The organism is Paenarthrobacter nicotinovorans (genome assembly GCF_021919345.1).
Classification (GTDB): Bacteria; Actinomycetota; Actinomycetes; order Actinomycetales; family Micrococcaceae; genus Arthrobacter; species Arthrobacter nicotinovorans.
Genome location: NZ_CP089293.1, coordinates 2,874,910 through 2,899,742, shown reverse-complemented (window position 1 = coordinate 2,899,742; position 24,833 = coordinate 2,874,910). Strand labels below are relative to the sequence as shown.

The following is a 24,833-nucleotide window of genomic DNA, read 5'->3' as shown; positions in this document are numbered from 1 at the left end:
GGACAGCTGCATGAAGAAGGGAGTCGCCGGTACGGTCCGTGGCATAGCCGCGGCCGTACCGGCGGCTCTTTTCGTTGCTGCGGCAGGAACGGCACTGCACCGCCAGGCCATCCAGTGGGCCGGCGTCGGGATCCCTTGGGGCGTAGCCGCCGCGTTGCTGCTTCTCGCCTCGGTTCAGCTGTGGCTCGCCGCCTGGTCACGCTCGGTCGTCCCGACGGCGGTGGCAGGCGTGGTGGGTTATGCCGCCGTCGGCGTTTTGTCGTCGGCGGGGCCGTCCAAGCAGTTGGTGCTGGGCGACGCCGTCGGAAACGTTTGGGTTTTTGGGATCGGCGCTGTGACACTGGTCATGCTCGTGGCGGCCAGCCGCCTTCGAACTAGGACGCCTGTCGCCGCGGCGGTGGCGGCGGAACCTCTTTCGCCGCGATGACCAACGCCAAGGGAATTTCGACGTCGGCGGTGCGGGTCCGTACCGTGCAAACGGTGTCGTTGCTGCCCAGCAAGTAGCCCAGGGCGTCGGTGAGGCCTTCCTCGATCTTGTACCGCACCACGACCCGGATGCCCGGCGTTGCGTTGAGCAGGAACTGGCGGGGAGGCAAGTGTGGCGGATTCACCGTTTCATACTAAGACGCGGGCTAGGTTGGCGTGATCGCACTGTTGGATAATAGGCTCAGAAGTTGAGTGCCCGGCATCATGCCGGCAGTATTACCCGGCCATCGCCGGGACAAACCGTGGAGAGGTCTGGGACGTGACGTACGTAATCGCGCAGCCGTGTGTGGATGTCAAGGACAAGGCATGTATTGAAGAATGCCCTGTCGACTGCATTTACGAAGGTGAGCGTTCCCTCTACATCCACCCCGACGAGTGCGTCGACTGTGGTGCCTGCGAACCCGTATGCCCGGTAGAGGCCATCTACTACGAGGATGACACCCCGGAAGAGTGGGCCGACTACTACAAGGCCAACGTCGAGTTCTTTGATGACCTCGGTTCTCCGGGTGGAGCTGCCAAGATCGGCAACACGGGCAAGGACCACCCGTTCATCGCTGCCCTGCCCCCGCAGAACCAAGACCACTAAGGGCGGTAGCTAGGTTGATCTCAGCGGCACCGGCTTTCGGCCTGAACCTGCCTGACTACCCTTGGGAAGCCATGGCGCCGTATGTCGCCACGGCTGCCAAACACCCGGGCGGCGCGGTGAACCTTTCCATCGGCACCCCGGTGGATCCCACGCCCGGACTGATCCGGGACGCGTTGGCCAACGCAGCGGACGCCCACGGCTATCCGACGGTGCACGGCACCGAGGCACTGCGCCAGGCTGTCGTCGACTGGTTCGCCGCCAGGCGCGGGGTGCCCGGGCTGGACCCGAAGGACGTCATGCCTACGGTGGGCTCCAAGGAACTGGTGGCCTGGCTGCCGTTCCTGTTGGGATTGAGCGCCGGTGACGTGGTCGTCCGGCCCACGGTCGCCTACCCGACCTATGACATTGGCGCCTCACTGGCAGGTGCCACGGCCGTTGCTGCCGATGACCTGGATGAGCTGGATCCGGCAACCCGTGCAAAGGTCCGGTTGGTCTGGATCAACTCTCCGGGCAACCCCACAGGAAGTGTCCGGGATGTCGAGTCGCTTCGTCGGATCGTAGCCCAGGCCCGCGAATTGGGCGCAGTGGTGGCCTCGGACGAGTGCTACGCAGAACTGGGATGGGGCGAATGGGATGCCCAGCGCGGGGGAGAGGCTGTCCCCAGCATCCTGGATCCCAGGGTCACAGACGGCTCCACCGATGGCCTGCTGTGCGTCTACTCGTTGAGTAAGCAATCCAACCTTGCCGGTTACCGGGCAGCCTTCGTCGCCGGTGATTCCGCGATCATCGCCAACCTGGTCAACAGCCGCAAGCATGCCGGCATGATCGTGCCGTTCCCCGTCCAGGAGGCCATGCGCGTGGCGTTGGGCGATGCCGGCCATGTCCTCGCCCAGAAAGATCTGTACAGGGGGAGGCGCGAGAGGATCGTGCCCGCCCTGGAGAAATTCGGGCTGCAGATCCACCAGTCCAAGGCCGGGCTTTACCTGTGGTCCACAGCCGGCGAGGCCACCTGGGACACGGTGGCGAGGTTCGCGGAACTGGGCATTGTGGTGGGGCCGGGAGTTTTCTACGGAGACGCCGGTAACGGTTTCGTCCGCGTCGCTCTGACCGGCAGTGACGAGCGGATCGATGCCGCCGTTGAGAGGCTTGTCGCCAACGCATAACAATGCTGTGACTTGCGCCACTTATAGCGCCATTCCGCCAGTAACCGGAGGCTGCGGATTAGTTCCGCGGGGTTACTGGCGGTAGCTTTTTAACTGACTATCAATGGTGGCCTTCTCTAAGAATGCACTCCGGCCGTTGGAGCCCTGCGACAGCGGGGCCGAAGGCGGCGGCACCAGAAGGTGGTTGGACAAGCGTTCGATAGAGGCCCAAAGGCCTCATGAAGGGGACTCCATGACTGAGACCACCAGCGCGACACTGCGCCATGCCGGCGGCGAACTCGAACTGCCGCGCATCAAGGTTGTAGAAGGAAACGAAGGCTACGACGTTTCCAAGCTGCTGAAGCAGACGGGCGCCGTTGCCTATGACCCCGGCTTCATGAACACAGCGGCCACCACCTCGGCCATCACATACATCGACGGCGACGCAGGCATCCTGCGGTACCGCGGTTACCCCATTGAGCAGCTCGCGCAGCACTCGAGCTTCCTCGAAGTTTCCTACCTGCTGATCTACGGCAACCTTCCCACCCCCACGGAGTTGGAAGAGTTCGATCAGCGCATCCGTCGCCACACGCTCCTGCACGAGGAACTCAAGGGCTTCTTTGGCGGGTTCCCGCGCGACGCCCACCCCATGCCGGTGCTTTCCTCGGCTGTTTCGGCGCTGTCCACGTTCTACCAGGACTCGCTGGACCCCTTCAACGCGGAGCACGTGGAAGTTTCCACCATCCGCCTCATGGCCAAGCTGCCCGTCATCGCCGCTTACGCACACAAGAAGTCCATCGGCCAGCCCATGCTGTACCCGGACAACTCCATGAACCTCGTGGAGAACTTCCTGCGCCTGAGCTTCGGCCTCCCGGCTGAGCAGTACGAAATGGACCCGGTTGTCGTCAAGGCGCTGGACCTCCTGCTCATTCTGCACGCCGACCACGAGCAGAACTGTTCAACCTCCACCGTCCGCCTGGTGGGTTCGTCCAACGCGAACCTCTTTGCTTCGGTGTCCGCCGGCATCAACGCCCTCTTCGGACCCGCCCACGGTGGCGCCAACGAGGCCGTCCTGAAGATGCTCCGCCAGATCCAGGCCGACGGCATCAAGCCCGAGGACTACATGGAGAAGGTCAAGAACAAGGAAGACGGCGTCCGCCTCATGGGCTTCGGACACCGTGTCTACAAGAACTACGATCCCCGCGCCAAGATCATCAAGGCAACGGCACACGAAGTCCTGGGCAAGCTCGGCGGCAACGACGAACTGCTGGATATCGCCATGCGCCTCGAAGAGAAGGCCCTGGCCGACGATTACTTCATCCAGCGCAAGCTGTACCCGAACGTCGACTTCTACACCGGCCTGATCTACAAGGCCATGGGTTTCCCGGAGAAGATGTTCACCGTTCTGTTCGCCATTGGACGCCTCCCGGGCTGGATTGCCCAGTGGCGCGAAATGATCAACGACCCCCAGACCAAGATCGGCCGCCCGCGGCAGCTCTACACAGGGGAGCCGGAGCGCAACTACCCGGCCAACTAGTTTCAGGCCAATAACGACGGCGGCTGTCCCACCTCACGCGAGGTGGGACGGCCGCCGTCGTTGTTCCCGCCCCTAAAAGCAACGCGGGGTCACTTATGGCCCATGTTGGGGCCTCCAGGGGGCCATAAGTGACCCCGCGTTGCTTCAGGAAGCGTTGTAGCCGAAGGGGTTGTTCTTCTGCCAGCGCCAGTGGTCTTCACACATCTGGTCCACGGTCTTGGTGGTGGACCATCCGAGGTCCGCCAGCGCAGAGGATGCGTCGGCCCAGAAGGCGGGGAGGTCGCCTGCACGGCGGCCGGTGATCTCATAGGGGATCGGCTGGCCCACGGCCTTCTCGAAGGACCGCAGGACCTCCAGGACGGAAGACCCACGGCCGGAACCGAGGTTCCAGCGCCGGACGCCGGCACGGTCGGCAATGTAGTTCAGGGCTGCTACGTGGCCCTCTGCCAGGTCCACCACGTGGATGTAGTCGCGCTGGGCCGTGCCGTCCGGGGTATCGTAGTCGCCGCCGAACACCATCAGCTTCTCTCGGCGTCCAACCGCTACCTGGGCGATGAAGGGGACGAGATTGTTCGGAATGCCCTGCGGGTCTTCCCCGATGCGGCCGGACGGGTGGGCGCCCACTGGATTGAAATAGCGCAGCAGTGCGATATGCCAGCGGTCGTCCGCGTTGCCGAGGTCCGAGAGGATGTCCTCGATTTGTTCCTTGGTGCGGCCGTACGGGTTGTTGGCGCCGATTTCCATCTTTTCGATGTAGGGGATCGGGTTGTGCTCGCCGTAGACGGTGGCCGACGAGCTGAAGACGATGGAGCGCACATTGTGCTTGTCCATGGCGCGGAGCAGGTTGAGGGTGCCCACGATGTTGTTGTAGTAGTAGGCCAGCGGCTCCTGGACGGATTCTCCTACAGCCTTCAGACCCGCGAAGTGGATCACGGCATCGATCTGGTGCTGGTCGAACACGGCCTCGACGGCGGGCTCATCCACCAGGTCAACCTTGTGGAAGGCCGCGTTCTTGCCGGTGAGCTCGGACACCCGACGCAGGGATTCCTCGCTGGAGTTCACCAGATTATCCAGCACGACGACGTCATGGCCGGCTTCCTGAAGGGACAAGACGGTGTGGGACCCGATGTAGCCGGTGCCACCCGTGACAAGAATTTTCATGGTCCCTACGCTATCGGAAATCGGAGCCACGCCGCTTCGTATTGAGCGGTGTTGAAGCACGTTCGTGCTAAAAACGACTGGTGCCCAAAATTGTTGATGCCGAAGCCCGGCGCCAGGAAGTCGTCCAAGCTGTATTCCGGATCATTGCCAGCGATGGCTTGGAACGGGCATCCCTCCGGGAAGTAGCCGACGAAGCCGGACTGGCCGTGGGCTCGGTACGTCATTACTTTGCCAGCAGCGACGAACTACTGGTCTTCTCCTTTGGGGTCGTCATTGACCGCATCGCCGGGCGCCTCGAGACGGCGCTGTCCGACGTTGAACTGGAAGTCGCCGGCAGTCCGGGACACCACGCAGCCGTCCTGAATCTCCTCGGCCAGTTCCTGCCTTTGGATGAGGAACTCGCCGTAGACGCTTGTGTCTGGATGGCCTTCAGGCATGCCGCCCGTATCAAGCCCGTCCTCGCCCCGGAAGCTGAGCGGAGCCACCGGACCGTGGCAGCCGCCATTGGGCGGCTGATCCTGCTTCTGAACCCCGGCCAGGCCGATGCCAGGCAAACCCTGGTGACGGAAGCAGAGCGCCTTTTGGCCACCTTGGACGGGCTCTGTATGCACGCCTTGCTTCAGCCTGAGTGGATGACGGCCGAGGTATGCAGTGACGTCCTGGCATCGCACTTGAAGACGTTGGCGGAGCCTGCGGAGTCCTAGTGCCGGTACGCCAAAGCCCTGCTATCGGCATGGGACAGGGCAGCCCATCAGGAATAGACTGGGTGATGTCGGTATCCTGCTGATGGAGGTCTTGGGATGCACGTATCAGACGGCCAAGGGTGGCGCATCACCATGGACACGTCCGGACCGATGCTCATCGCACTGTATTTGCGCGATGTTGCCGGCCTGGACGGCGCGGGAAAGCCGAGCCTCTCCCACGCGGACCCCAAAGTCCGACACGCAGACCACAGCCATCTCACCTCCGACGTGGGCGGCATCAACGCCCTCAAAACCGAATGGGAAGCCTGGTGGGAAAGCCTGGTGAAGTCCTACCCCAAGCCGGTGTCCGAACTCGAGCCTCCAAGTTTCAAGGCTTTCGGTAACTCGCCGGCGCTCCAGAGGGTCCTCCAAGCCCATTTCGGCTCGGCCTTGGGATGGGCCACGGACAGGATTGACGAATACGCCCGGCTTGAAGCCGAACGCGCGGCAAGCGGCCTGAACCAGGTCCTCAGCGAAATGGTGGAAGACCGGCTGTTGGAGGTGGGCCGCAGCTCCCGGGATTTCGACCTCACCATCATCGAATTGCCGCTCAACGAGCCCCGGGCGTGGTACCTGGAGCCTGACACGATGATCATGAGCCACCGGCTCATGTCCCAGCCGGATGCCTTCCGAAGCTACGTCCAGCCCGTGGTTGAGATGCTCGCCTGACGGAGTTTTTGTACAGCTAATGCCCTTAAGGAGCGCTCTTAAGGGCATTAGCTGTACAAAAACTCATGTGGTGGGAGCTGACACTGTGATGGTGACAGCATCCGAAGATGCAGCGCCAGCTTGCCAACCATCGCGTTTTTCGCGGTTCCAGGTCTGGCCTGCGACATCCACCTGCGTGATGGACAACGCCTTTGCATTCGCAACGGCCCAGTGGGCTACAGCCCAGGCTTGGGTGCCCGTCAGCTCCAGTTGTATCGTGCGGCCCTGGACGGTGGCCGCCTGGGTGCCGAACGCCGTCGTGAGTTCATCCACGACGGCGGCAGGGTCGCCTGCCGCTTCCGGCATGCGCAGTTCGCAGTTCAGTGACGACGCCGAATGTCCGGTCAGTGCGGATGCGAAGGCACGGCCCATGGGCTCATGCTGGGCGTAGGCGCGGGGAAAGGCCGAGCGTTGGACTGCCTGGGCGGCCTGCGTGATTTCCATGGTCTCGTAGCCGGGCACCTTGACCAGGCCGTCGTAGAACGCGTTGCTCGCGTAGACCGGATCCATGATCTGCGCCTCGGTGCCCCAACCCTGTGAGGGCCTCTGCTGGAACAGGCCGCGGGAATCAGGGCCGGCGTCGTCACCGTAATTGATGTTGCGCAGCCTGGATTCCTGCATGGCAGTGGCCAAGGCAATGCTCGCGGCCCTGGGCGGCAGGCCACGTTTGACCGAGATGGCAGTGATGAGCGAAGCATTCGCAGCCTGGTCCGTGGCGAGCTCGTGGCTTTCGGAGCCGACGACGGCGGTGCAGCGCTCCGTGACCAGGGTCTCGGAGCGCTGCAGTACAGCGACGATCGCGTAGATGGCGCCTGCCACCAGGGCCAGAGCCAGCACCGCTACGATGGCGCGGCGGAACCGGCGCACGGATATCCTCCTGCTAGTTGGCGTGAAGCGCTTCGTTCAGCTCCACCGTCTGACCCTTGCGGGGGAGGACTTCCACGCCGCCGGTGGTGGAGTTGCGACGGAACAGCAAGTTGGGGACGCCGGAGAGTTCCACAGCCTTGATGATCTGGCTGGTGTCTTCGCCGTTTTCGTCTTTGGGGCCCGGGATGCGGACGCGGGTGCCCGCGGTGACGTACAGACCGGCTTCAACAACGGAATCATCTCCGATGCTGATGCCCACGCCGGAGTTGGCACCGAGGAGAACACGCTCACCCAAGGCAATCTTTTCCTTGCCGCCACCGGAGAGGGTGCCCATGATGGATGCGCCGCCACCGACGTCCGTACCGTCACCGGCCACGACGCCTGCGGAGATGCGGCCTTCCACCATGGAGGTGCCCAGGGTTCCGGCGTTGAAGTTCACGAAGCCTTCGTGCATCACCGTGGTGCCCTCGGCAAGGTGGGCACCCAAGCGGACGCGGTCGGCGTCGGCGATCCGCACGCCGGTGGGGACGACGTAGTCAACCATGCGGGGGAACTTGTCCACGCCGTAGACCACGACGTTGCCGCGCTTGCGCAGGCGGGCGCGGGTCAGCTCGAAACCGTCAACGGCGGCCGGACCGAAGTTGGTCCAGACCACGTTGGGGAGCTTTCCGAAGATGCCGTCCAGGTTGATGCTGTTCGGCTTGACCAGGCGGTGCGACAGGAGGTGCAGCCGGAGGTAGGCGTCGGCCGTGTCCGCGGGGGCGGCGTCGAGGTCGATCTGCGCGAAGACCACTTTCTGCTCGGTGCCGCGGTCGGCGTCCTTGCCCTCTTCTGCCAGTGCTGTGAGTGCGGGGTCGGCGTTGTCGACGTCACGCAGGGTCTCTGCGGCAACGCCCAGTGACGGTGCCGGGAACCAGACGTCCAGAACGGTTGCTTCCCCTGATGCCGAAGTGGCTATGGTGGCGAGGCCGAATCCGTAAGCTGATCGATCGTTGGTGGGCGCGTTTGCGGGCGCAGCGGAGGAAGCAGTTTCAGTCATGGGCCAAGTCTATCCAGCAGGCGGAGGTCGGCTGAAACGCGTCTCATGCCGGTGAAGTCGCATTTGTTGGCATTAAGCTGGACGGGTGACCCTGAACCCTGCTCCCGCCCTTCTTGACCTGCGCCAGGATGTTGCCCTGCTGACGGCCGCGATCATCGACTTCAACTCCGTCTCCGGCAACGAGACCGAACTGGCCGATGCCGTGGAGGCTGCCCTTCGCGCCATCCCTGCCTACACGGTGGTCCGCGATGGCGATGCCATTATTGCCCGGACCGAACTCGGGCGAGCTGAACGGGTGATCCTTGCCGGCCACCTGGACACTGTTCCCCTGCCCACCGTCGAGGGATCGCTCGGCACTGTACCGGCAACCTGGGAATCGGGCACGCCGGGGGAGGGTGTCCTGTACGGCCGCGGCACCACTGACATGAAGGGCGGCGTCGCAGTTCAACTCGCCCTTGCGGCAACACTGTTCGAAGACGGAGCGCAGCCGGACAAGGACGTCACCTTCGTCTTCTACGACCACGAGGAAGTGGAAGCGGTCAAGAGCGGCCTTGGCAGGTTGGTCCGCAACCACGGAGACCTGCTGAAGGGTGACTTCGCCATCCTTTTGGAGCCAACCCACGGCACGGTGGAAGGCGGCTGCAATGGAACCAGCCGTTTCGAGGCCACCACGCTCGGTGAGACGGCCCATTCCGCACGGGCCTGGATGGGAGTCAACGCCATCCACGCTGCAGCCCCGATTCTTGAACGCCTGGCTGCCTACGAGCCCAGGACCATCAACGTGGACGGCCTGGACTACCGTGAGAGCCTCAACGCGGTGAAGATCAACGGTGGAACCGCCGGCAACGTGATCCCGGACCGTTGCGTGGTGGAAATCAACTACCGCTTCGCCCCGGACAAGACCCCGGATGAGGCCGAGGCCCATGTCCGCGAACTCCTGGAAGGCTTCGACGTAGTCCGCACGGACGCTGCTGCCGGCGCGCGACCGGGACTGAACCACCCAGCGGCTGCTTCCTTTGTTGCCGCGGTGGGCGCCGAGCCGAAACCCAAATACGGATGGACCGACGTCGCGCGGTTCAGCGAGCTGGGAATCCCGGCGGTGAATTTCGGCCCCGGCGATCCGCTGCTGGCGCATAAGGACAACGAACACGTCGACGCCGACGCCATCCGTGAGTGCCTCCGTGCACTGAGGACGTGGTTGGCGCCGTCGGCATAACCTGCCCATGACGCGAAGGAGGCCCGCAGCCAGTTTGGCTGCGGGCCTTCTTCGCAGGGGAGTGCAAGACTTCCCAGCTGCCGCCGTGGGACCTCGTTGCATTGGCGTTCAAGCCACCGCTTGCGCCGATGAATGGTGCAGGGACATATTGCGGTCAGATCAATATCTACGTGTCCAGTGGGCTCGGTCCTGAAAGCATAAGCTCGAGGCCGTGCGTAACTATCTGATATCCGATTCATCAGCGTGAAAAACCCGGGATGCCGATTCTGGAAAGAATCGGCATCCCGGGTTTTTCGTTCTTGAGAGAGTTCGAGGTGCGTGAGACTACTTCTTGTCCGTGCCCGCTGCGTTGACTTGGAGATCCACCGTCTTGATGGCGGAGGCCATGCCGCCGGCTGCCTTCCTGGATCCGCGGCGTTCGATCCAAATGGCCAAGCGCGAAACGGAGAGGTTTATCAGGATGTAGATGGCTGCTCCGACAAAGAAGGCGGAGAACAGGAGGCTGGGCTCGAGGTCCGAAATGAGCTTCACCTTACGCAGGAGTTCCTCGTAGGCCACGATGTACCCGAGGGAAGTGTCCTTAAGGAGAACTACCAGCTGTGCCACCAACGAGGGCAGCATGCGCCGGATAGCCTGCGGAAACTCGATGCTCATTCGCGATTGAAAGCTGCGAAGACCAATCGCCAGGCCCGCTTCACGTTGCCCCTTCGGGAGGGACTGAATGCCGGCTCGCAGGATCTCAGCGAATATGGCTGCGTTATACAACACGAGGCCGCTGACAACGGCCACGAACGGGCTCGTGGCAAACACCAGCAGTACGAACAAGATCATGAGAACCACCGGCATGCCGCGGAGGAACTCGAGAACCACTTGTGTGGGAATACGTATCCACGGAATCAGTGATATTCGGAGCAGGCACAAGGCGACGCCCAACGGAAAAGCGATCACCGCGGCGACACCTGCGGCCTGCAGGGTGGCCAGCAGACCCAAGCCCAGCTGCGTCCAGACGTCCTTGGCGGATTCGTTGACGAAGACCTCCCATCGCGAGGCATTGAAGATGCCCTGCGAGGACAGGATGACGATGGCGCCGATCACTCCACCGAGGATAATGAGCGCGCCAATTACCGAGGCGACGAGGGACATGCGCCTGGCCTTGGGGCCGGGTACGTCATAGAGAACGGAAGTCATCGGGCAATCGCCACCTTTTTCTCGACGAAGTGGGCAAGAAGTCCGAGCGGCACAGTGATCAGGAGGTAGAAGAAGGCCACACCGATCAGGATCCACATGACTGCGTCGCCCCGGCTATTGGACAGCTGAAGGCCATAGCCGAAAAGTTCGAGTACGAAGAACGCGCCGGCAACGGATGAGTTCTTGACCAACGCGATCATGATGTTGATCAAGGGGGTACAACGGTGCGGAGCGCCTGGGGCAGGACAACCAGCCCCAGGACCTGGGTGAACGTCATCCCGACGCTGCGTGCGGCTTCCGCCTGGCCCACGGGAACACTGTTGACGCCCGAGCGCACGGCTTCTGCGACAAATGCGGCGGTGTAGCTGCTGAGAGCAATGATTGCCGCGACTTCGAACTGTTCAAATTTGACGCCGAGACGGGGCAGCACAATGGCGGAAAAGAAGAAAATAATAGTGAGGGGAGTGTTCCTGGCGACTTCAACGTAGAACGTGCTGAAACCGCGCAGGGCGGCAACGGGCGACACGCGCATTGCTGCCAGGAGGGTGCCAATGATTAGGGCAATGACGCCCGAAACAACAGCTAGGAACAGGGTTCGGAGAAATCCGTCCCAATATTGGGGAAGGCTCTCGAAGATGGCGTCCATGGCTTCCTTCGTCTGTGGCGGAAAAAGGACTGAATCCTAAAGATGAAAGGCTGTCGCCGCCCCGGCAGGGGACGGCGACAGCCACCGGTTCTTTTAGTAGCGGTCGATCTTCGGCAGGTCGGGGACTGTCTTGATGACCTTGCCCGCGGTTGCTTCCCAGGCCTTCTTGTACGTGTCGTCCTTGGCGAATTCCTCCAGCTGGTCGTTGATCCAGTTGCGGAAGACAGTGTCGTCCTTCTTCAGGCCGATGCCGTAGGGCTCTTTTGTGAAGGTTTCTTCGGATGCCAGTTTGAAGGCATCCGGTTCCTTGTCGACGTAGCCCGCAAGGATCACATTGTCCGTTGTAACAGCGACAACCTGCTTATTGCGGAGCGGTTCCAGGCAAGCAGTGTAGTTGGCTGCCGGAACGAGTTCGGCGCCGTACTTGTCGACGATGGTTTTGGCAGGGGTGGAGCCCGTGACGGAGCAGACCTTCTTGCCCTTGACGTCCTCTGGCTTGGTAATGGAGTTGTCGTCCTTGTTTACCAGGAGAGCCTGGCCGGCTTCGTAGTACGGGCCCGCGAAGGAAACCTTTTCCTTGCGGGAGTCATTGATGGTGTAAGTCGCTATGACAAGGTCTACGCGGCCTTGTTCGATGAATGGTTCGCGGTTGGCCGACACGGTCTCCACCCATTCGATCTTGTCAGCGGCGATGCCCAGCTTGGCGGCGATTGCCTTGCCCATTTCAACGTCGAAACCGACAGGCTTGCCGTCCAGGCCCTTCTGGCCGAAGAGCGGCTGGTCGAACTTGGTGCCGATGGTGATCTTCTGTGCCTTGTTCAGCTTGTCCATGGTGGTACCGGCTTCGAAGCTCGCCGAGGCGACAGGGGGAGTGGTGGTGCTGCTGCCGCCACACGCGCTCAGCGTGAGGGCAAGAGCAGCAGAAGCGGCCACCAGGAGCGACTTCCTCCGGGTAATAAGAGACTTCATGGTGTTCCTTTCATTGGATGGCCGCCTTACGGCCGGGGGTGCGGGCTGTAAGGAGCTAGTGGGTCAGTAGCTTGGACAGGAAGTCCTTGGCGCGGTCGCTCTTCGGGTTGGTGAAGAACTCCTCAGGGGTTGCGTCTTCCACGATCTGGCCGTCGGCCATGAACACCACACGGTCGGCAGCCTTGCGGGCAAAGCCCATCTCGTGGGTCACCACGATCATGGTCATGCCTTCCTTGGCCAGTTGGATCATGACGTCCAGGACTTCATTGATCATTTCGGGGTCCAACGCGGACGTCGGCTCGTCGAACAGCATCACCTTGGGCTTCATGGCAAGGGCGCGGGCTATGGCCACACGCTGCTGCTGTCCGCCCGAAAGCTGTGCCGGCAGCTTCGGAGCCTGATGCCCGACACCTACACGCTCAAGGAGGGCCATGGCTTCCTTGTCCGCGGTGCCCTTGGCGACCTTCTTGACCTTGATCGGCCCAAGAGTGACGTTCTCAAGAATCGTCTTGTGGGCGAACAGGTTGAAGGACTGGAAAACCATTCCGACGTCGGCCCGCAGGTGGGCGAGGTCCTTGCCTTCTTCGGGAAGCTTCTTCCCGTCGATGGCGATATCGCCGTCGTCGATCGTTTCCAAACGGTTGATCGCACGGCACAGCGTGGACTTACCCGACCCGGAAGGTCCGATAACAACCACGACCTCGCCCTTCCGGACCTGGAGGTTGATGTCTTTCAGGACGTGCAATTGACCGTAGTGCTTGTTGACGCCGTTCAGGGAGACGAGGGCATCGCCGGACGCTTGAGTAGTCATACGAAGAATCTAGCGAACAAAGAAGCAAATATGACCACGGTCACGGCAAGTTCCTGAAGATCGTGACTGAACAGAAACCTCCTCCCCAGCCATATACCAGACTGCAATGCAAGCCGCGGGTCGCTGCGATGGAGCTGGCGTCCATAAGCGCTAGCCTTGGGCAATGAGCATCAGCCAGCACTCAATTCCCAACCCGGATGCCAACGGCCACGACAGGACCACCCACGTGCCCCTGCCTTCGGAGATTGCGCCCGCCAAGCACAAAGGCTCTTTGGAGCTTCGGCGCAAACAGGCGGATACGGGAATGTCGGACCAGCATTTGCTGGATACGAGCGGTGCCGGACAGTTCATCCATACCGATCCCTGGCGCGTTCTCCGGATCCAAAGCGAGTTCGTGGAAGGTTTCGGTGCCCTGGCCGACCTGGGCCCCGCAGTAAGTGTTTTTGGTTCCGCACGCACCAAGCCCGGGACCGAGTACTACGAGATGGCAGTGGATGTCGGGCGCAAACTTGCAGAGTCCGGGGTCGCAGTCATCACCGGCGGCGGTCCCGGTTCCATGGAGGCTGCGAACAAGGGCGCTGTCGAGGGCAACGGAGTCTCCGTAGGCCTGGGTATCGAGCTGCCGTTCGAACAGGGACTCAACCAGTGGGTGGACCTGGGGATCAACTTCAGGTACTTCTTCGCCCGGAAGACGATGTTCGTCAAATATGCGCAGGGCTTTGTGGTGCTGCCCGGCGGACTCGGAACCCTCGATGAACTCTTTGAAGCCATGGTCCTCGTCCAGACCCGCAAAGTGACCTCGTTCCCGATTGTCCTCCTGGGTGTTCGGTTCTGGGGACCCATGATCGAATGGATCCGGGAGACCTTGGTGGCAGAGGGCATGGTGTCCGAAAAGGACCTCGACCTGATCCAGTTGGTCGACGACCCGGCCGATGCCGTTCACCGGGTGCTTCACGGTGCCCCGCTTCCCACACCTACGGGCGAGCAGCGCCCCGAGTAGCAGCGTGTTTCTGGCACGATGGACACTGTGAGCTTTTTCCTGGTGTTTCTCGCGATTGTCCTGGTTGGTGCGGCGCTGTACCTCGGCGCCGGAATCGTCCGTGGGCGCACGATCGGTACGGGCCTCGATGATCCCGTTCCCAACCTGCCCCCGGTGCTGTTACCGGCCGAGGCGCGGCCGTCCGACGTCGACTCCCTGCGGTTCGCGTTGGGATTGCGCGGCTACCGGATGGACCAGGTGGACCAGGTCCTCGATGACCTTCGCGACCAGCTGCGGGCCAAGGACCTCGAAATCGAGAGGCTCAGCGCGCTCGTACGGGAGCGGCCCGGGGACGGCGATTCCGGCCGTACCGGGCAGTGACCGTCCAGACGCCGGCCCGGCACGGCGAAGGACCCGCTGCGAGGCTCTCCAGGGCCGCGGCGGATGCTGGGGCAAGGATGTCCGGTTGGCCCTGGTGGTTGCAGGTATCGCTGATCTTTGTGGCTGCCCGCCTGGTCAGTGCCTGCATCTTCATGGCGGCCGCGCTCCAGCAGGGAACCAACCCGTGGTTCCCACCGGCCCCCGACTACTGGAACTTCATCACGATCTGGGACGGACGCTGGTACCAACGGGCTGCCGATGACGGCTATCCCTCGGTCCTGCCGGTAGATGCCAACGGGGTAGTCAAGGAGAACGCCTGGGCGTTCTACGCTCTTTTCCCGCTCCTGGGACGAGGCCTCTCCGCCATGACCGGCCTTGGCACGCTCCAGGCCCTGACGGTTATCGCGATGGCTTCGGGGCTGGGCGCTGCCCTGGTGATCTTCAAGCTCTTCCGTGAATTCGCAGGGAAGCGCACGGCTTTGTGGGGCGTTGTTTTCGTCTCTACCTTCCCGGTGTCGCCTATTCTGCAAGTGCCCTATGCGGAATCGTTGAATCTGCTGCTGCTAGCGGCTTCATTGTTGCTGGTGGTCAGGCGCCGCTATCTGACAGCGATTCCCGTGGTCCTTCTGATGTGCCTGTCCAGGCCTACGGGCGTGCCCTTTGCCGCCATGGTGGGGTTGCTCCTGCTGTGGCGTTTGTGGGAGCGGTTCAGGCGGCCATCGACGGACACTGCTTCCTCCACGCGCAGCCTGGTTTCCCTGGCAGCGTTGGTGGTGGCAACGGGGATAGGCGCCCTCGCGTGGCCGGCCATAGCCTGGGCGGCGACCGGCGACCCGGCAGCCTATACGCGGACGGAAACGGCATGGCGGGGACACGATCTTGTGCCTTTCAAGCCGTGGTTCGACACCGGCCGGATGCTGTTCGGTCCCGTGCTTGGGGTCCTGGCGCCCTTTGTTTTCGCCGGTCTGTTCGTGCTGGTCATGATGTCCGCTCCGGTCCGGGCGTTGGGGACGGAACTACGGCTATGGTGTGCCTGCTACATGGGCTACCTCCTGGTCTTCCTGCACCCACAGACCAGCACCTTCCGGATGCTCCTGCCATTGTTCCCCCTGGCCCTGGCGGCAGCTGCGCTGTCAAAGTCGAAGGCATACCGGGGGACGGCAGTGGTGATGTTCGTCCTCCTCCAAATTGTCTGGGTGGTGTGGCTGTGGGCTTGGGCCCCGCTGCCCGGAGGAGGCGACTATCCGCCCTGACGTGGACCTTTGCCCGCGAACGCGAATATGTACAAAGCCCGGACAAATAGGCCGTTGATTTCGCTACGGGCGGGTAAGTACGGGATAATGGACCAAGAGCAAGGACAAAGCACCTAACAGTGCCCGGCCATGGCGGCCTCCCAAGCGGTGCCGCCGGCTGCAATTGCGACGCGGATCCAGCCCGGCCGGGTTGGGCGTGACTTGGGACAAATGGAGGGGATTTTCCTAATGGCGGCTATGAAACCACGGACTGGCGACGGCCCTATGGAAGTTACCAAAGAGGGACGCAGCCTCATCATGCGTGTGCCGCTCGAAGGTGGCGGACGGCTTGTGGTTGAGCTCAATGCCGCCGAAGCGGAAAACCTCAAGGAATGCCTCGTAGGTGTGACCGAATAGAGTTGCGAAGCAGGGCCCGGCGTGAGCTGGAGCCCTGCTTTTTGTTTAACCTGTGGGCGGGCCGGTCACCTTGCGGGGTGCCGGCGCCTCACAAGCGTCTACTTCTTGACGGCCACCAGAAGGCCATCGCCGGTGGGCAGCATCGCCGAAGCCAGCCGTTCGTCGTCGCGGATTGCCTTGCCGATCTGGCGCAGGACCACGGTAGTGGCGTCCCGCGCAGCCGGATTGGAGACGCGGTCTTTATCCAGGGCGTCGTTGATGACAAGCGTGCCACCGGATTTGAGCAAGCGGATCGCCTGCTCCACATATTTGGGAAAGTTCGGCTTGTCGGCGTCGATGAACACGAGGTCGTACGCTGAGTCGGTCAACCTCGGCAGGACATCCGCGGCACGTCCTGAGATGGTACGGGTGCGGTTGGCCGGGCTGCCGGACTCAAGGAACGCTTCCCTGGCGGCCTTGAGGTGTTCGACGTCAACGTCGATGGTGGTCAGGACGGCCTGGGGGCTCAGGCCACGCAGCAGGCAGACGCCGGACACTCCGGCTCCCGAGCCGACCTCCACCACTGTCTGCGCCTTGGAGGCCGCAGCGAGCACCGTCAGTACGGCGCCGACACCGGGACTGACGGGAGTTACCCCCAACTCGAAGGAACGCTCACGGGCGCGCAACATGACGTCATCCTCAGCCGGCAGATCTTCTGCGTAGGACCAGCTGCTTGACTTGTCGGCACTCATGAAGGGATTCGCTTTCCGCGGGTAGGGGTGTTTGTACCAGACTACTGTGTCTGCCCCCGCTGGACCGCCGTTGCCAAGCGCCCCGGCGCTGTGTCCGCCCATGTTTTCAGCCTTGCGGGAAAAACTATGTCCAGTCAGGAAATTCCCAGACAAACTTGGGATGATATTGCTCCGGTCATCCAAGAGGTGGGCGGCACCGAATAATCGGTGAACCACAGTTTGAGGGGAGTGGACGATGCCGGCATCCAATGCTGCGCCAGTCCTGACATCGGAGGGCCTCGAGGCAGCCACTGACTGGGTCATGCCCAGCTGGGAGGAAGTGGTTTCCAACCACTCCGCCAAAGTGTACCGCCTTGCCTACCGCCTGACAGGCAACAAGTTCGACGCCGAAGACCTCACCCAGGAGGTCTTCGTGAGGGTCTTCCGCTCGCTCGAAAACTTCAAGCCCGGAACACTGGATGGTTGGCTGCACCGCATCACCACCAACCTGTTCCTTGACCAGGCCCGCCGCAAGAGCCGGATCCGCTTCGACGCGCTTGCCGAGGACGCGGAATCACGGCTGCCCGGACGAGAGCCGGGCCCCGAACAGAGCTTCGAACACAACAACCTCGACCTCGACGTCCAGCGGGCACTGGAGGAACTCCCGCCCGACTTCCGCGCCGCCGTCGTGCTGTGCGATCTTGAAGGTCTTTCCTATGACGAGGTCGCAGAAGCCTTGGGTGTGAAGCTTGGCACCGTGAGGTCCCGTATCCACCGTGGCCGCACCATGCTTCGGGAGAAACTGGCCCACCGGGACCCCCGTCCGGCCGAGGCCCGGAAGCCGCGCCTTAAGATGCCCCGCATCGCAAGTATCCTCTAGGTTGTCGATGCCCCGACGTCCTCATCGCCCGGGAGCCTCGTACCGGCGAAAGTTGGCTTCGCTGCGCCATTCCCGGAGCCCGGAGCATGTGCAGGAATGTGCGAAATGCCGTGCCATGCAGCGCCAGGAGCGGCAGTACATTGAACGCCTCCGTGATGCTGCTGTGCCCGAGGCCAGCCATGACCTCGCAGCGAGGTTGATCCAGCACACCGAACGGCTCGCAAACCATCCCGGGCAGACCTTGGACTCAACCCCGCCGGTGAATGGAATCCGTCGGGGTCTCAGGATCACGGCCATTGCTGCCGGCACCTTGACGGTCTCCGCTGCAGCCCTGGCCGCCTCGGCCTTTGTCGTGGCCGGGGACGAGCAGCCGCAGGCGTTCGTGGAAACCAACGACGCCGGCGTACTCGCCGGGGCGTGGACGGGTGGGCAAATGGAGTCCGCCGTAGCGCCGGCATTCCGGGCCGGGAGCACAGTTACCCTCAGTTCCGCCCAACTGGATGCCCTCAGGGAGGAAGGTTGGGCATGCCCTGAGCTGGCCGGAATGGGCTTCAGCGTCGTGTCCGCGCAGGCCACCATGGTCAACGGCCATCCGGCCGTGGAGATCAGGCTGGAGCACAACGGTCATTTCGCCACGATTGTGGAGGAGCACCGGCCCGCGGGGCAGGATCCGCAGGAACAGTCGACGACGGCGCAGCTCTCGGTCACGCAAGGAACCCCATGGAAAGCCGTCTACTCCACGCAGGCAGCTGTGATCAGCTATGCTTCCGACCTTCCGGCAGAGAGTGCTGATGACGCTGTCCCGGAGATAGTCCGGGCCGGTGATTCCGTATCGGAGGCTCCCCGCGTACGGGGCTCGGAGACTTGGTACCCCAGGCTGCTTCGCGGTCTTCAGACCCTTCTTCGCCCCGCTGGTTTATGAGCGGCACCACAGACAAGGTAATCTTCGTAGCGTGCTTGGAATCAACGGCCCGGAGTTCATACTCCTTCTGATTATCGGCGTACTCGTCATCGGTCCCAGCCGTTTGCCCGAATACACTCAAAAGCTGGCCAATCTGGTCAAAGAAGTGCGGCGGATGGCTTCCGGCGCCCGCGAGCAGATCAAAGAAGAAGTCGGCATCGACATCGATGAAGTCGACTGGAAGAAATACGATCCCCGTCAGTACGATCCCCGGCGCATCATCAAGGATGCCCTGCTGGACGATGACACCAAACCGGTCAGCGCAGGAGGACCGGCAGCCGCGGCCACCGCTGCTTCCGCTATTGCCGAAGAGGCCAAGCCCAAGGCTCCTGTAAGGGTCATCGAGAGGCTCGCCGAAGGCGAAGCCGCTCCTTTCGACACTGAGGCAACCTAAGGCAATAGCCTGCACGGCTTCCCGTGGACCACCGTGGTGGTGCCTGCTGCCCACAGATGCTAGCGGGGCTCGATTCCCAACGACATGCCCGACAACCCGCGTGGCCGGGAGGCCAGGGCCGCGGCAACTCCTTCCATGGCCTTGGCAGCGGCAGTATCGGGCGCTGCCAGGACGACGGGCTTCCCTGCGTCCCCACCCTCGCGCAAACGGATATCCAACGGTATCTGCCCCAGCAAGGGAACGTCGTGGCCTACGGCTGCGCTCAATCTCTCAGCTAGGATGGCGCCTCCGCCGCTTCCAAACAGTTCCATACGACCGCCGTCGGGCATTTCCAGGAACGACATGTTCTCGATCACGCCGGCCACTTTCTGCCCGGTCTGCGTGGCGATGGTTCCGGCGCGTTCGGCGACATCGGCTGCCGCTGCCTGGGGCGTGGTGACCACCAGGATCTCCGCGTTCGGCAGCAGCTGTGCCACAGAGATTGCGATATCGCCCGTGCCCGGAGGCAAATCGAGGAAGAGTGCATCGAGATCACCGAAGTACACGTCGGTGAGGAACTGTTCCAGGGCGCGGTGCAGCATGGGACCACGCCAGGCCACAGGCTGGTTGCCTTCGACGAACATGCCGATCGAGATGACCTTCACGCCGTAGGCCACGGGAGGCAGGATCATGTCATCCACCTGTGTGGGCTTCTGGGTGATACCCATCAGGGCCGGCACGGAGAAGCCATGGACGTCCGCGTCCACAACTCCCACCCGGAGGCCCTGGGCCGCCAGGGCACAGGCAAGATTGACGGTGACGGAGGACTTGCCCACCCCGCCTTTTCCACTTGCCACGGCGTACACCTTGGTCAACGAACCCGGTTTGGCGAACGGAATGCCGCGCTGGCCACCCGGGCCGCGGAGCTTTTCCTTGAGGGCTTCACGCTGGGCCGGAGTCATGACTTTCAGTTCCACGTCTACGCCGGTAACACCATCCACCCCCATCAGGGCGTCGGTCGCGTCCTGGGTGATGGTTTCGCGCAGCGGGCATCCGGCAATCGTCAGCAGGACGGCAACATGGACCATCCCGTCGTCGTCGGAAGAGACTGATTCCAGCATTCCCAGTTCCGTGATGGGGCGCCGGAGCTCGGGATCAATAACCGTTGCCAGGGCAGCGTGCAGCGCCTCGGCAGTTGCGGTGCTCATAACGTTCAGGCCCGGCTTTCAGGGGTGTCTGGGGATGGCTTGGCGGTGGAATGCTGGGGTCCGGCGGCCCGCGGAGGCCGTACCTTGGGGATCTGCTGGGTGCGGGGTCCACGGGACTTGTCCCGCTTCTCCTTCAGCTTCTCCTTGACCTTCTCCCCGGGTGACTCCGTGCCGTCGGCGGAGGCTTCGCTTTCGCGGAGTTCTTCCTGGGCGTCGATGATGTCCTCAAGCAAGCTGCGGAGCTCGGCCCGGACGTAGTCGCGGGTGGCTACCTCGCGCAAGGCGATGCGGAGTGAGGCAAGTTCCCTCGTGAGGTACTCGGTGTCGGAGAGGTTCCGTTCAGCGCGCTGGCGGTCCTGCTGGAGCGAGACACGGTCGCGGTCATCCTGCCGGTTCTGGGCAAGCAGGAGCAGTGGTGCGGCATAGGAAGCCTGCAGCGACAACATCAGGGTCAGCAGGGTGAAGCCCAACTCCATGCGGTCGAATTGCCACTCCGTGGGCGCAAACGAGTTCCAAGCGAGCCAGAACACACAAAACACGGTCATGTACACCAGGAACGTTGGCGTACCCATGAATCGGGCAAAACCCTCTGTTGCATTGCCGAAAGCGTCAGGATTGGGGGAGAACTTGGGGAGGATCCGTTGACGGCCACTCAGTGGCGTATCCAGGCTGCTGCCCGGGCGTGCCGTGCCACGGGGGGATCGGGTGCCGTTGTTGTCAGCCAATGCGGCCTCCAAGTTTCCTTATCGGGGCATCGTCCTCGTGGGCGCGCCAATCATCCGGTAACAAGTGATCCAGCACGTCATCAACAGTCACCGCCCCCACGAGGCGGCCGTCGTCGTCTACGACTGGAAGCGAATTCAGGTTGTACGTTGCCAGTGTCCGGGCGACCTCGCTGATGTGGGCCTGGTCCGAAAGAGGTTCCAGGTTCTTGTCCACGAGGTTGCCCAGGGGCTCCGGCGGGGGGAACCGCAGCAGTTGCTGTATATGCACCACACCGAGGAACCGTCCGGTGGGCGTCTCCAGGGGCGGGCGTGCAATGAAAATGGAGGAGGCCAGCGCCGGCGACAGTTCCTCGCGGCGGACGTGCGCAAGGGCTTCGGCCACGGTGGCTTCCGGGGGGAGGATGACCGGAACAGGAGTCATCAAACCACCGGCGGTGTCTTCGTCGTATTCCAGGAGGCGGCGCACGTCTTCGGCTTCCTGGGGTTCCATCAGCTGCAGCAGCTCTTCTGCTTGGGCGGAAGGGAGCTCGGCAAGGAGGTCGGCGGCGTCGTCCGGGTCCATCTCTTCAAGGACGTCGGCCGCCCGCTCCACGTCCAGCGCAGAGAGGATGGTGACCTGGTCGTCTTCCGGGAGCTCCTGGAGGACGTCGGCGAGCCGCTCGTCCTGGAGTTCACTGGCGACTTCAAAACGCCGCTTATCACTCATCTCCTGCAGGGCTTCGGCGAAGTCAGCAGGTTTGAGGTCTTCGTGCGTGGCAACGAACTGGGTGGCGGCCTGGGGTTCGTTGTGGCCCCCGGTTTGGGCGTCGGCCCAATCGATGATCAGGGTCTCGTTCCGGCGGAGCCTGCTCAGGGGGGAGAGCGAGTGACCACGGCGTACGAACAGCTTGCTCACGAACCAGTCCTTGGAGCGGTGCTGGTCCATGGCGATGTCTTCAATGGTGGCGTCGCCACTGCCATCGGCCAGCGTCACCCTGCGGTCGAACATCTCGGCCACCACGAGTGTTTCGGCACCACGCTGCTCGAAGCGCCGCAGGTTCACCAGCCCGGTGCAGATGATCTGGGTCTGGTCGATGGAGGTAATGCGCGTCATGGGGACGAAGACCCGCTTCTTGCCGGGAACCTCGACGACGATGCCGACGACGTGGGGTGCGCCGCGGGTCCCGCGGGAGAGCACCACGACGTCCCGCAACCGGCCCAGACGATCGCCCAGGGGGTCGAAGACGTCCAAGCCCAGAAGGCGCGCCACGAAGACGCGAGAAGGATGTGTGCTCATGTTTACAGGCTACCGAGTCTGCTCTCTTTTAGCTGAATTCCAGCCGCTTCACATGTCCATGGGACACAATGGGGCTATGTCTAACATTTTTGGTGCCCCCAAAGCCATTGAGGAATCCCGCAGCGTCCCCCAAGGCGACACCGTGGGTTCATATACCTCTTATTTGGATGCCCAGAAGGCGGTGGACTACCTTGCGGACCAGCAGTTCCCGGTTCAGCTGGTGTCGATCGTGGGCAACGACCTCAAAATGGTGGAGCGGGTGACCGGTCGCCTGAGCTACCCGAGGGTGGCGTTGTCCGGTGCGCTGAGCGGAATGTGGTTCGGCCTGTTCGTTGGCGTCATGCTCTCCTTCTTCACTCCTGCCGGTGGTCCGTTCTCCATCATTACCTCAGTGCTGATGGGTGCGGCCTTCTTCATGTTGTTCGGCATCGTCACCTATGCCATGCAGCGCGGCAAGCGGGACTTCACCTCCACCAGCCAGGTGGTGGCCACGAACTATGACGTCATTGTGGCCCAGGAGGCAGCCCACGAGGCACGCCGCTTGCTTCAGCAGCTCCCCATGAATCCGTCACAGGCCGCCACCGCCCAGACCAGCAACTACACCCCGCAGAACCCTCCGTTCCAGCAGCCGGGCCAAGCCCCGGAGCGCCCCTCCACGTGGAACGACCCCTACGGCCAGCGCGGTCCTGACGCAGCTCAGCCTGCAGCCCAGGGGCAGCCCGGGAACCCGGAAGGGACCCCCACAGGTCCTGCCCTGGCTGCGCAGAACCCAAAGCCGGCAGCTGTCCGCTATCCGGATCTGCCCGATGGCCGTCCGCAGTACGGAGTCAGGGTCACCGAGGGACAGAACGATGCGCCCCGGGACGACGCGCAGCAGTCGGGCCACGAAGGCTCCACCAAGGAGTAGTCACTGACAGGGCACTGAACAACAGGGCACCTACAAACAGGGAAGGCCACCGGATCACCGGTGGCCTTCCCTGTCTGTTTCGTCTTGGAAGGGCTTTAGCCCTGCGCGTCCTGATAGATGCCCGCCATCCAGGATTCGACGTCGTCAGCCTTGCGCGGCAGTGCGGCGCTGAGGTTGACGGGGCCGTCGGCGGTCATCAGGATGTCGTCTTCGATCCGGACACCGATCCCGCGGTATTCCTCCGGGATGGCCAGGTCCTCTTCCTTGAAGTAAAGGCCCGGTTCGATGGTGAAGACCATTCCCTCAGTGAGGACGCCATCGAGGTAGAGCTCCCTCTTTGCCTGGGCGCAGTCGTGGACATCCAGGCCCAGGTGGTGGCTGGTGCCGTGCGGCATCCAGCGTCGGTGCTGCTGGCCTTCGGGGCTGATGGCTTCCTCGACGGATACGGGCAGCAGGCCCCATTCGGCCAGGCGCTCGGCCAGGACGGTGGTGGCCGCGGTGTGGATGTCGCGGAACTTCACGCCGGGCTGCGCGGCTGCGAAGCCGGCGTCGGCGGCATCGAGCACTGCTTCGTAGACTTTGCGCTGGACATCGGTGAAGGTGCCGGTGGCCGGCATCGTCCGGGTGACATCCGCGGTGTACAGCGAATCAGCTTCCACGCCTGCGTCGAGGAGAAGGAGCTCGCCGGCGTTCACGGTCCCCGAATTGCGGGTCCAGTGCAGCACCGTGGCGTTGTTGCCGGACGCGGCAATGGTGTCGTAACCGAGTTCGTTGCCTTCTTCGCGGGCACGGGCGAAGAAAGCACCTTCAACAACGCGCTCGCCGCGCTTGTGCGTGAGGGCGCGGGGAAGTGCGCGGACGACGTCGGCGAAGCCTTCGACGGTGGCTGCCACCGCGATCTTCATCTGCTCGATTTCCCATTCGTCCTTGATGAGGCGCAGCTCGGAGAGGGCTTCGCTGAGCTTCTCGTCCAAGGCATCCAGTTCGCCGAGGTCCAGGTTTTCGGGATCCTTCGCCGTGTTGTAACGGGCAGTATCCACCAGGGCGTCGATGTTCTCGTCCACCTTGCGGACGAGGCGGATGGAGATACCGCCGATTTCCGGGGCGCCCACGTTCTTGGTGATGGCCATTTCGAGTTCGGCGATGTGTGCCGTGGGAAGGCCCAGGCGTGCTTCGAACTCGGCAAGCGTCGGGCGGGCACCGATCCAGAACTCACCGGCTCGGGAGTCGGCGTAGAACTGTTCGGTGTCGCGGCCCGCCAACGGACGGAAGTAGAGCGTGGCAGTGTGGTGACCGCCGTCGTCGCCCTTTCCTTCGGCTACCGGCTCAAGGATGAGGACGGCGTCGGGCTCGTGGTCCACGCCCAGGCCGGTCAGGTGCGCGAAACCGGAGTGGGGGCGGAAGCGGTAGTCGCAGTCATTCGAGCGGACCTTCAGCGGTCCGGCCGGGATGACAAGCCGTTCGCCTTTGAACAGTTCGGAGATGGTACGACGGCGGCGTGCGGCGTGGTCTGCAACGGCGTCCCGCGCAGGGGTCACCTGCGGGGCCGGCGCCCAGTTGCTGGCCATGAATGCCTTGAAGGCATCGGACGTGGGCCTCTGTGAGCGGTTGTTGACGCGCTCCTGCAGCGGCTGGGAAGTTGTGGAGTCCATGTTTTGGGTGTTTTCGGCATCGTTCACCGTTAC

At 62.9% G+C, this 24,833-nt stretch carries 27 protein-coding genes and 1 pseudogene; 15 read left to right on the top strand and 13 right to left on the bottom strand.

Features of this window, described 5'->3' with window-relative positions; translation table 11 throughout:
* Window positions 1-10: 10 nt before the first annotated feature.
* A complete protein-coding gene (locus JMY29_RS13475; protein ID WP_018776556.1) occupies window positions 11-427 on the top strand; it encodes a hypothetical protein in 417 nt (138 codons plus the stop codon).
* On the opposite strand, the gene JMY29_RS13470 is transcribed toward JMY29_RS13475, so the two are convergent.
* Entirely contained in the window at window positions 375-611 is a 237-nt protein-coding gene (locus tag JMY29_RS13470; RefSeq protein WP_082499713.1) for a putative acetyltransferase, read from the bottom strand. The two genes, JMY29_RS13475 and JMY29_RS13470, sit on opposite strands and share 53 nt — an antisense overlap.
* Window positions 612-745: 134 nt before the next feature.
* Here JMY29_RS13470 and fdxA point away from each other — a divergent pair, with 134 nt between their 5' ends.
* The 3 genes from fdxA to JMY29_RS13455 all read left to right on the top strand — a co-directional run bounded on the left by fdxA (window position 746) and on the right by JMY29_RS13455 (window position 3,751).
* Entirely contained in the window at window positions 746-1,072 is a 327-nt protein-coding gene (fdxA, locus tag JMY29_RS13465; RefSeq protein WP_018776555.1) for a ferredoxin, read from the top strand.
* A gap of 14 nt (window positions 1,073-1,086) precedes the next feature.
* The gene (dapC, locus tag JMY29_RS13460) at window positions 1,087-2,235 is read left to right on the top strand and encodes a succinyldiaminopimelate transaminase (protein WP_039242259.1); all 1,149 of its coding nucleotides are present in this window, start codon (window positions 1,087-1,089) and stop codon (window positions 2,233-2,235) included.
* Window positions 2,236-2,467: 232 nt separating this feature from the next.
* On the top strand, window positions 2,468-3,751 hold the full coding sequence (locus tag JMY29_RS13455) for a citrate synthase (RefSeq protein WP_018776553.1): 1,284 nt from the start codon (window positions 2,468-2,470) through the stop codon (window positions 3,749-3,751).
* 144 nt (window positions 3,752-3,895) lie between these two features.
* Here the strand turns inward: JMY29_RS13455 and galE are convergent, their stop codons facing one another.
* Window positions 3,896-4,912, bottom strand: coding sequence for a UDP-glucose 4-epimerase GalE (galE, locus tag JMY29_RS13450; protein ID WP_039242247.1), 1,017 nt, complete (start codon window positions 4,910-4,912; stop codon window positions 3,896-3,898).
* A gap of 80 nt (window positions 4,913-4,992) precedes the next feature.
* Here galE and JMY29_RS13445 point away from each other — a divergent pair, with 80 nt between their 5' ends.
* Both JMY29_RS13445 and JMY29_RS13440 read left to right on the top strand, forming a co-directional pair.
* Window positions 4,993-5,616, top strand: a complete 624-nt coding sequence (locus JMY29_RS13445; RefSeq protein WP_039242245.1) for a TetR/AcrR family transcriptional regulator — start codon at window positions 4,993-4,995, stop codon at window positions 5,614-5,616.
* A 96-nt stretch (window positions 5,617-5,712) separates the two neighbouring features.
* On the top strand, window positions 5,713-6,324 hold the full coding sequence (locus tag JMY29_RS13440; protein ID WP_018776550.1) for a hypothetical protein: 612 nt from the start codon (window positions 5,713-5,715) through the stop codon (window positions 6,322-6,324).
* Between the two features lie 63 nt (window positions 6,325-6,387).
* Here JMY29_RS13440 and JMY29_RS13435 read toward each other — a convergent pair whose 3' ends face one another.
* Together JMY29_RS13435 and dapD are read right to left on the bottom strand one after the other, a co-directional pair.
* Window positions 6,388-7,230, bottom strand: coding sequence for a hypothetical protein (locus tag JMY29_RS13435; protein ID WP_189075210.1), 843 nt, complete (start codon window positions 7,228-7,230; stop codon window positions 6,388-6,390).
* Between the two features lie 13 nt (window positions 7,231-7,243).
* Complete coding sequence (gene dapD / locus JMY29_RS13430; protein ID WP_189075209.1) at window positions 7,244-8,269, bottom strand: 2,3,4,5-tetrahydropyridine-2,6-dicarboxylate N-succinyltransferase; 1,026 nt, start codon at window positions 8,267-8,269, stop codon at window positions 7,244-7,246.
* Window positions 8,270-8,354: 85 nt separating this feature from the next.
* Between dapD and dapE the strand changes: the two genes are divergently transcribed.
* Window positions 8,355-9,485: a succinyl-diaminopimelate desuccinylase gene (gene dapE / locus JMY29_RS13425; protein WP_189075208.1), complete on the top strand. Its 1,131-nt coding sequence runs from the start codon at window positions 8,355-8,357 to the stop codon at window positions 9,483-9,485.
* A 324-nt stretch (window positions 9,486-9,809) separates the two neighbouring features.
* Here the strand turns inward: dapE and JMY29_RS13420 are convergent, their stop codons facing one another.
* The 4 genes and pseudogenes from JMY29_RS13420 to JMY29_RS13405 form a co-directional block, all read right to left on the bottom strand.
* On the bottom strand, window positions 9,810-10,673 hold the full coding sequence (locus JMY29_RS13420; RefSeq protein ID WP_018776546.1) for an amino acid ABC transporter permease: 864 nt from the start codon (window positions 10,671-10,673) through the stop codon (window positions 9,810-9,812).
* Window positions 10,670-11,319: pseudogene (locus JMY29_RS13415) on the bottom strand (amino acid ABC transporter permease). Before JMY29_RS13415 ends, JMY29_RS13420 begins: the two are co-directional and overlap by 4 nt.
* Window positions 11,320-11,412: 93 nt before the next feature.
* Window positions 11,413-12,288, bottom strand: a complete 876-nt coding sequence (locus JMY29_RS13410; protein WP_079580635.1) for a glutamate ABC transporter substrate-binding protein — start codon at window positions 12,286-12,288, stop codon at window positions 11,413-11,415.
* A gap of 55 nt (window positions 12,289-12,343) precedes the next feature.
* On the bottom strand, window positions 12,344-13,099 hold the full coding sequence (locus JMY29_RS13405) for an amino acid ABC transporter ATP-binding protein (protein WP_018776543.1): 756 nt from the start codon (window positions 13,097-13,099) through the stop codon (window positions 12,344-12,346).
* A gap of 163 nt (window positions 13,100-13,262) precedes the next feature.
* Between JMY29_RS13405 and JMY29_RS13400 the strand changes: the two genes are divergently transcribed.
* The 4 genes from JMY29_RS13400 (at window position 13,263) to JMY29_RS13385 (ending at window position 16,108) form a co-directional block, all read left to right on the top strand.
* Window positions 13,263-14,099, top strand: coding sequence for an LOG family protein (locus tag JMY29_RS13400; protein WP_018776542.1), 837 nt, complete (start codon window positions 13,263-13,265; stop codon window positions 14,097-14,099).
* An 18-nt stretch (window positions 14,100-14,117) separates the two neighbouring features.
* The gene (locus JMY29_RS13395; protein WP_018776541.1) at window positions 14,118-14,459 is read left to right on the top strand and encodes a DivIVA domain-containing protein; all 342 of its coding nucleotides are present in this window, start codon (window positions 14,118-14,120) and stop codon (window positions 14,457-14,459) included.
* A gap of 77 nt (window positions 14,460-14,536) precedes the next feature.
* A complete protein-coding gene (locus JMY29_RS13390) occupies window positions 14,537-15,712 on the top strand; it encodes a hypothetical protein (protein WP_189075207.1) in 1,176 nt (391 codons plus the stop codon).
* Window positions 15,713-15,940: 228 nt separating this feature from the next.
* Window positions 15,941-16,108 carry a DUF3117 domain-containing protein gene (locus tag JMY29_RS13385; RefSeq protein WP_064721643.1) on the top strand — a complete coding sequence of 56 codons (168 nt, stop codon included), beginning with the start codon at window positions 15,941-15,943 and terminating at the stop codon, window positions 16,106-16,108.
* 98 nt (window positions 16,109-16,206) lie between these two features.
* Here the strand turns inward: JMY29_RS13385 and JMY29_RS13380 are convergent, their stop codons facing one another.
* The gene (locus tag JMY29_RS13380; RefSeq protein ID WP_026266969.1) at window positions 16,207-16,839 is read right to left on the bottom strand and encodes an O-methyltransferase; all 633 of its coding nucleotides are present in this window, start codon (window positions 16,837-16,839) and stop codon (window positions 16,207-16,209) included.
* Between the two features lie 235 nt (window positions 16,840-17,074).
* Here JMY29_RS13380 and sigE point away from each other — a divergent pair, with 235 nt between their 5' ends.
* The 3 genes from sigE to JMY29_RS13365 all read left to right on the top strand — a co-directional run bounded on the left by sigE (window position 17,075) and on the right by JMY29_RS13365 (window position 19,053).
* The gene (gene sigE / locus JMY29_RS13375) at window positions 17,075-17,698 is read left to right on the top strand and encodes an RNA polymerase sigma factor SigE (RefSeq protein WP_018776537.1); all 624 of its coding nucleotides are present in this window, start codon (window positions 17,075-17,077) and stop codon (window positions 17,696-17,698) included.
* Between the two features lie 115 nt (window positions 17,699-17,813).
* Window positions 17,814-18,620, top strand: coding sequence for a hypothetical protein (locus tag JMY29_RS13370; RefSeq protein WP_079580633.1), 807 nt, complete (start codon window positions 17,814-17,816; stop codon window positions 18,618-18,620).
* A 31-nt stretch (window positions 18,621-18,651) separates the two neighbouring features.
* Complete coding sequence (locus JMY29_RS13365; protein ID WP_018776535.1) at window positions 18,652-19,053, top strand: Sec-independent protein translocase family protein; 402 nt, start codon at window positions 18,652-18,654, stop codon at window positions 19,051-19,053.
* A gap of 59 nt (window positions 19,054-19,112) precedes the next feature.
* On the opposite strand, the gene JMY29_RS13360 is transcribed toward JMY29_RS13365, so the two are convergent.
* The 3 genes from JMY29_RS13360 to JMY29_RS13350 are packed head-to-tail and all read right to left on the bottom strand — an operon-like array spanning window position 19,113 to window position 22,241.
* On the bottom strand, window positions 19,113-20,240 hold the full coding sequence (locus JMY29_RS13360; protein WP_018776534.1) for an Mrp/NBP35 family ATP-binding protein: 1,128 nt from the start codon (window positions 20,238-20,240) through the stop codon (window positions 19,113-19,115).
* 5 nt (window positions 20,241-20,245) lie between these two features.
* Window positions 20,246-20,977 (bottom strand): DUF1003 domain-containing protein, encoded by a 732-nt coding sequence (locus JMY29_RS13355; protein WP_018776533.1) that lies wholly within the window; start codon window positions 20,975-20,977, stop codon window positions 20,246-20,248.
* Window positions 20,958-22,241 carry a magnesium transporter MgtE N-terminal domain-containing protein gene (locus JMY29_RS13350; RefSeq protein ID WP_026266967.1) on the bottom strand — a complete coding sequence of 428 codons (1,284 nt, stop codon included), beginning with the start codon at window positions 22,239-22,241 and terminating at the stop codon, window positions 20,958-20,960. The genes JMY29_RS13355 and JMY29_RS13350 overlap by 20 nt, the downstream gene beginning before the upstream one ends.
* A gap of 76 nt (window positions 22,242-22,317) precedes the next feature.
* On the opposite strand from JMY29_RS13350, the gene JMY29_RS13345 reads away from it, so the two are divergent.
* On the top strand, window positions 22,318-23,148 hold the full coding sequence (locus JMY29_RS13345; RefSeq protein WP_189075206.1) for a general stress protein: 831 nt from the start codon (window positions 22,318-22,320) through the stop codon (window positions 23,146-23,148).
* Window positions 23,149-23,243: 95 nt separating this feature from the next.
* Here the strand turns inward: JMY29_RS13345 and JMY29_RS13340 are convergent, their stop codons facing one another.
* Window positions 23,244-24,827: an aminopeptidase P family protein gene (locus JMY29_RS13340; protein WP_110503882.1), complete on the bottom strand. Its 1,584-nt coding sequence runs from the start codon at window positions 24,825-24,827 to the stop codon at window positions 23,244-23,246.
* Between the last annotated feature and the right edge of the window lie 6 nt (window positions 24,828-24,833).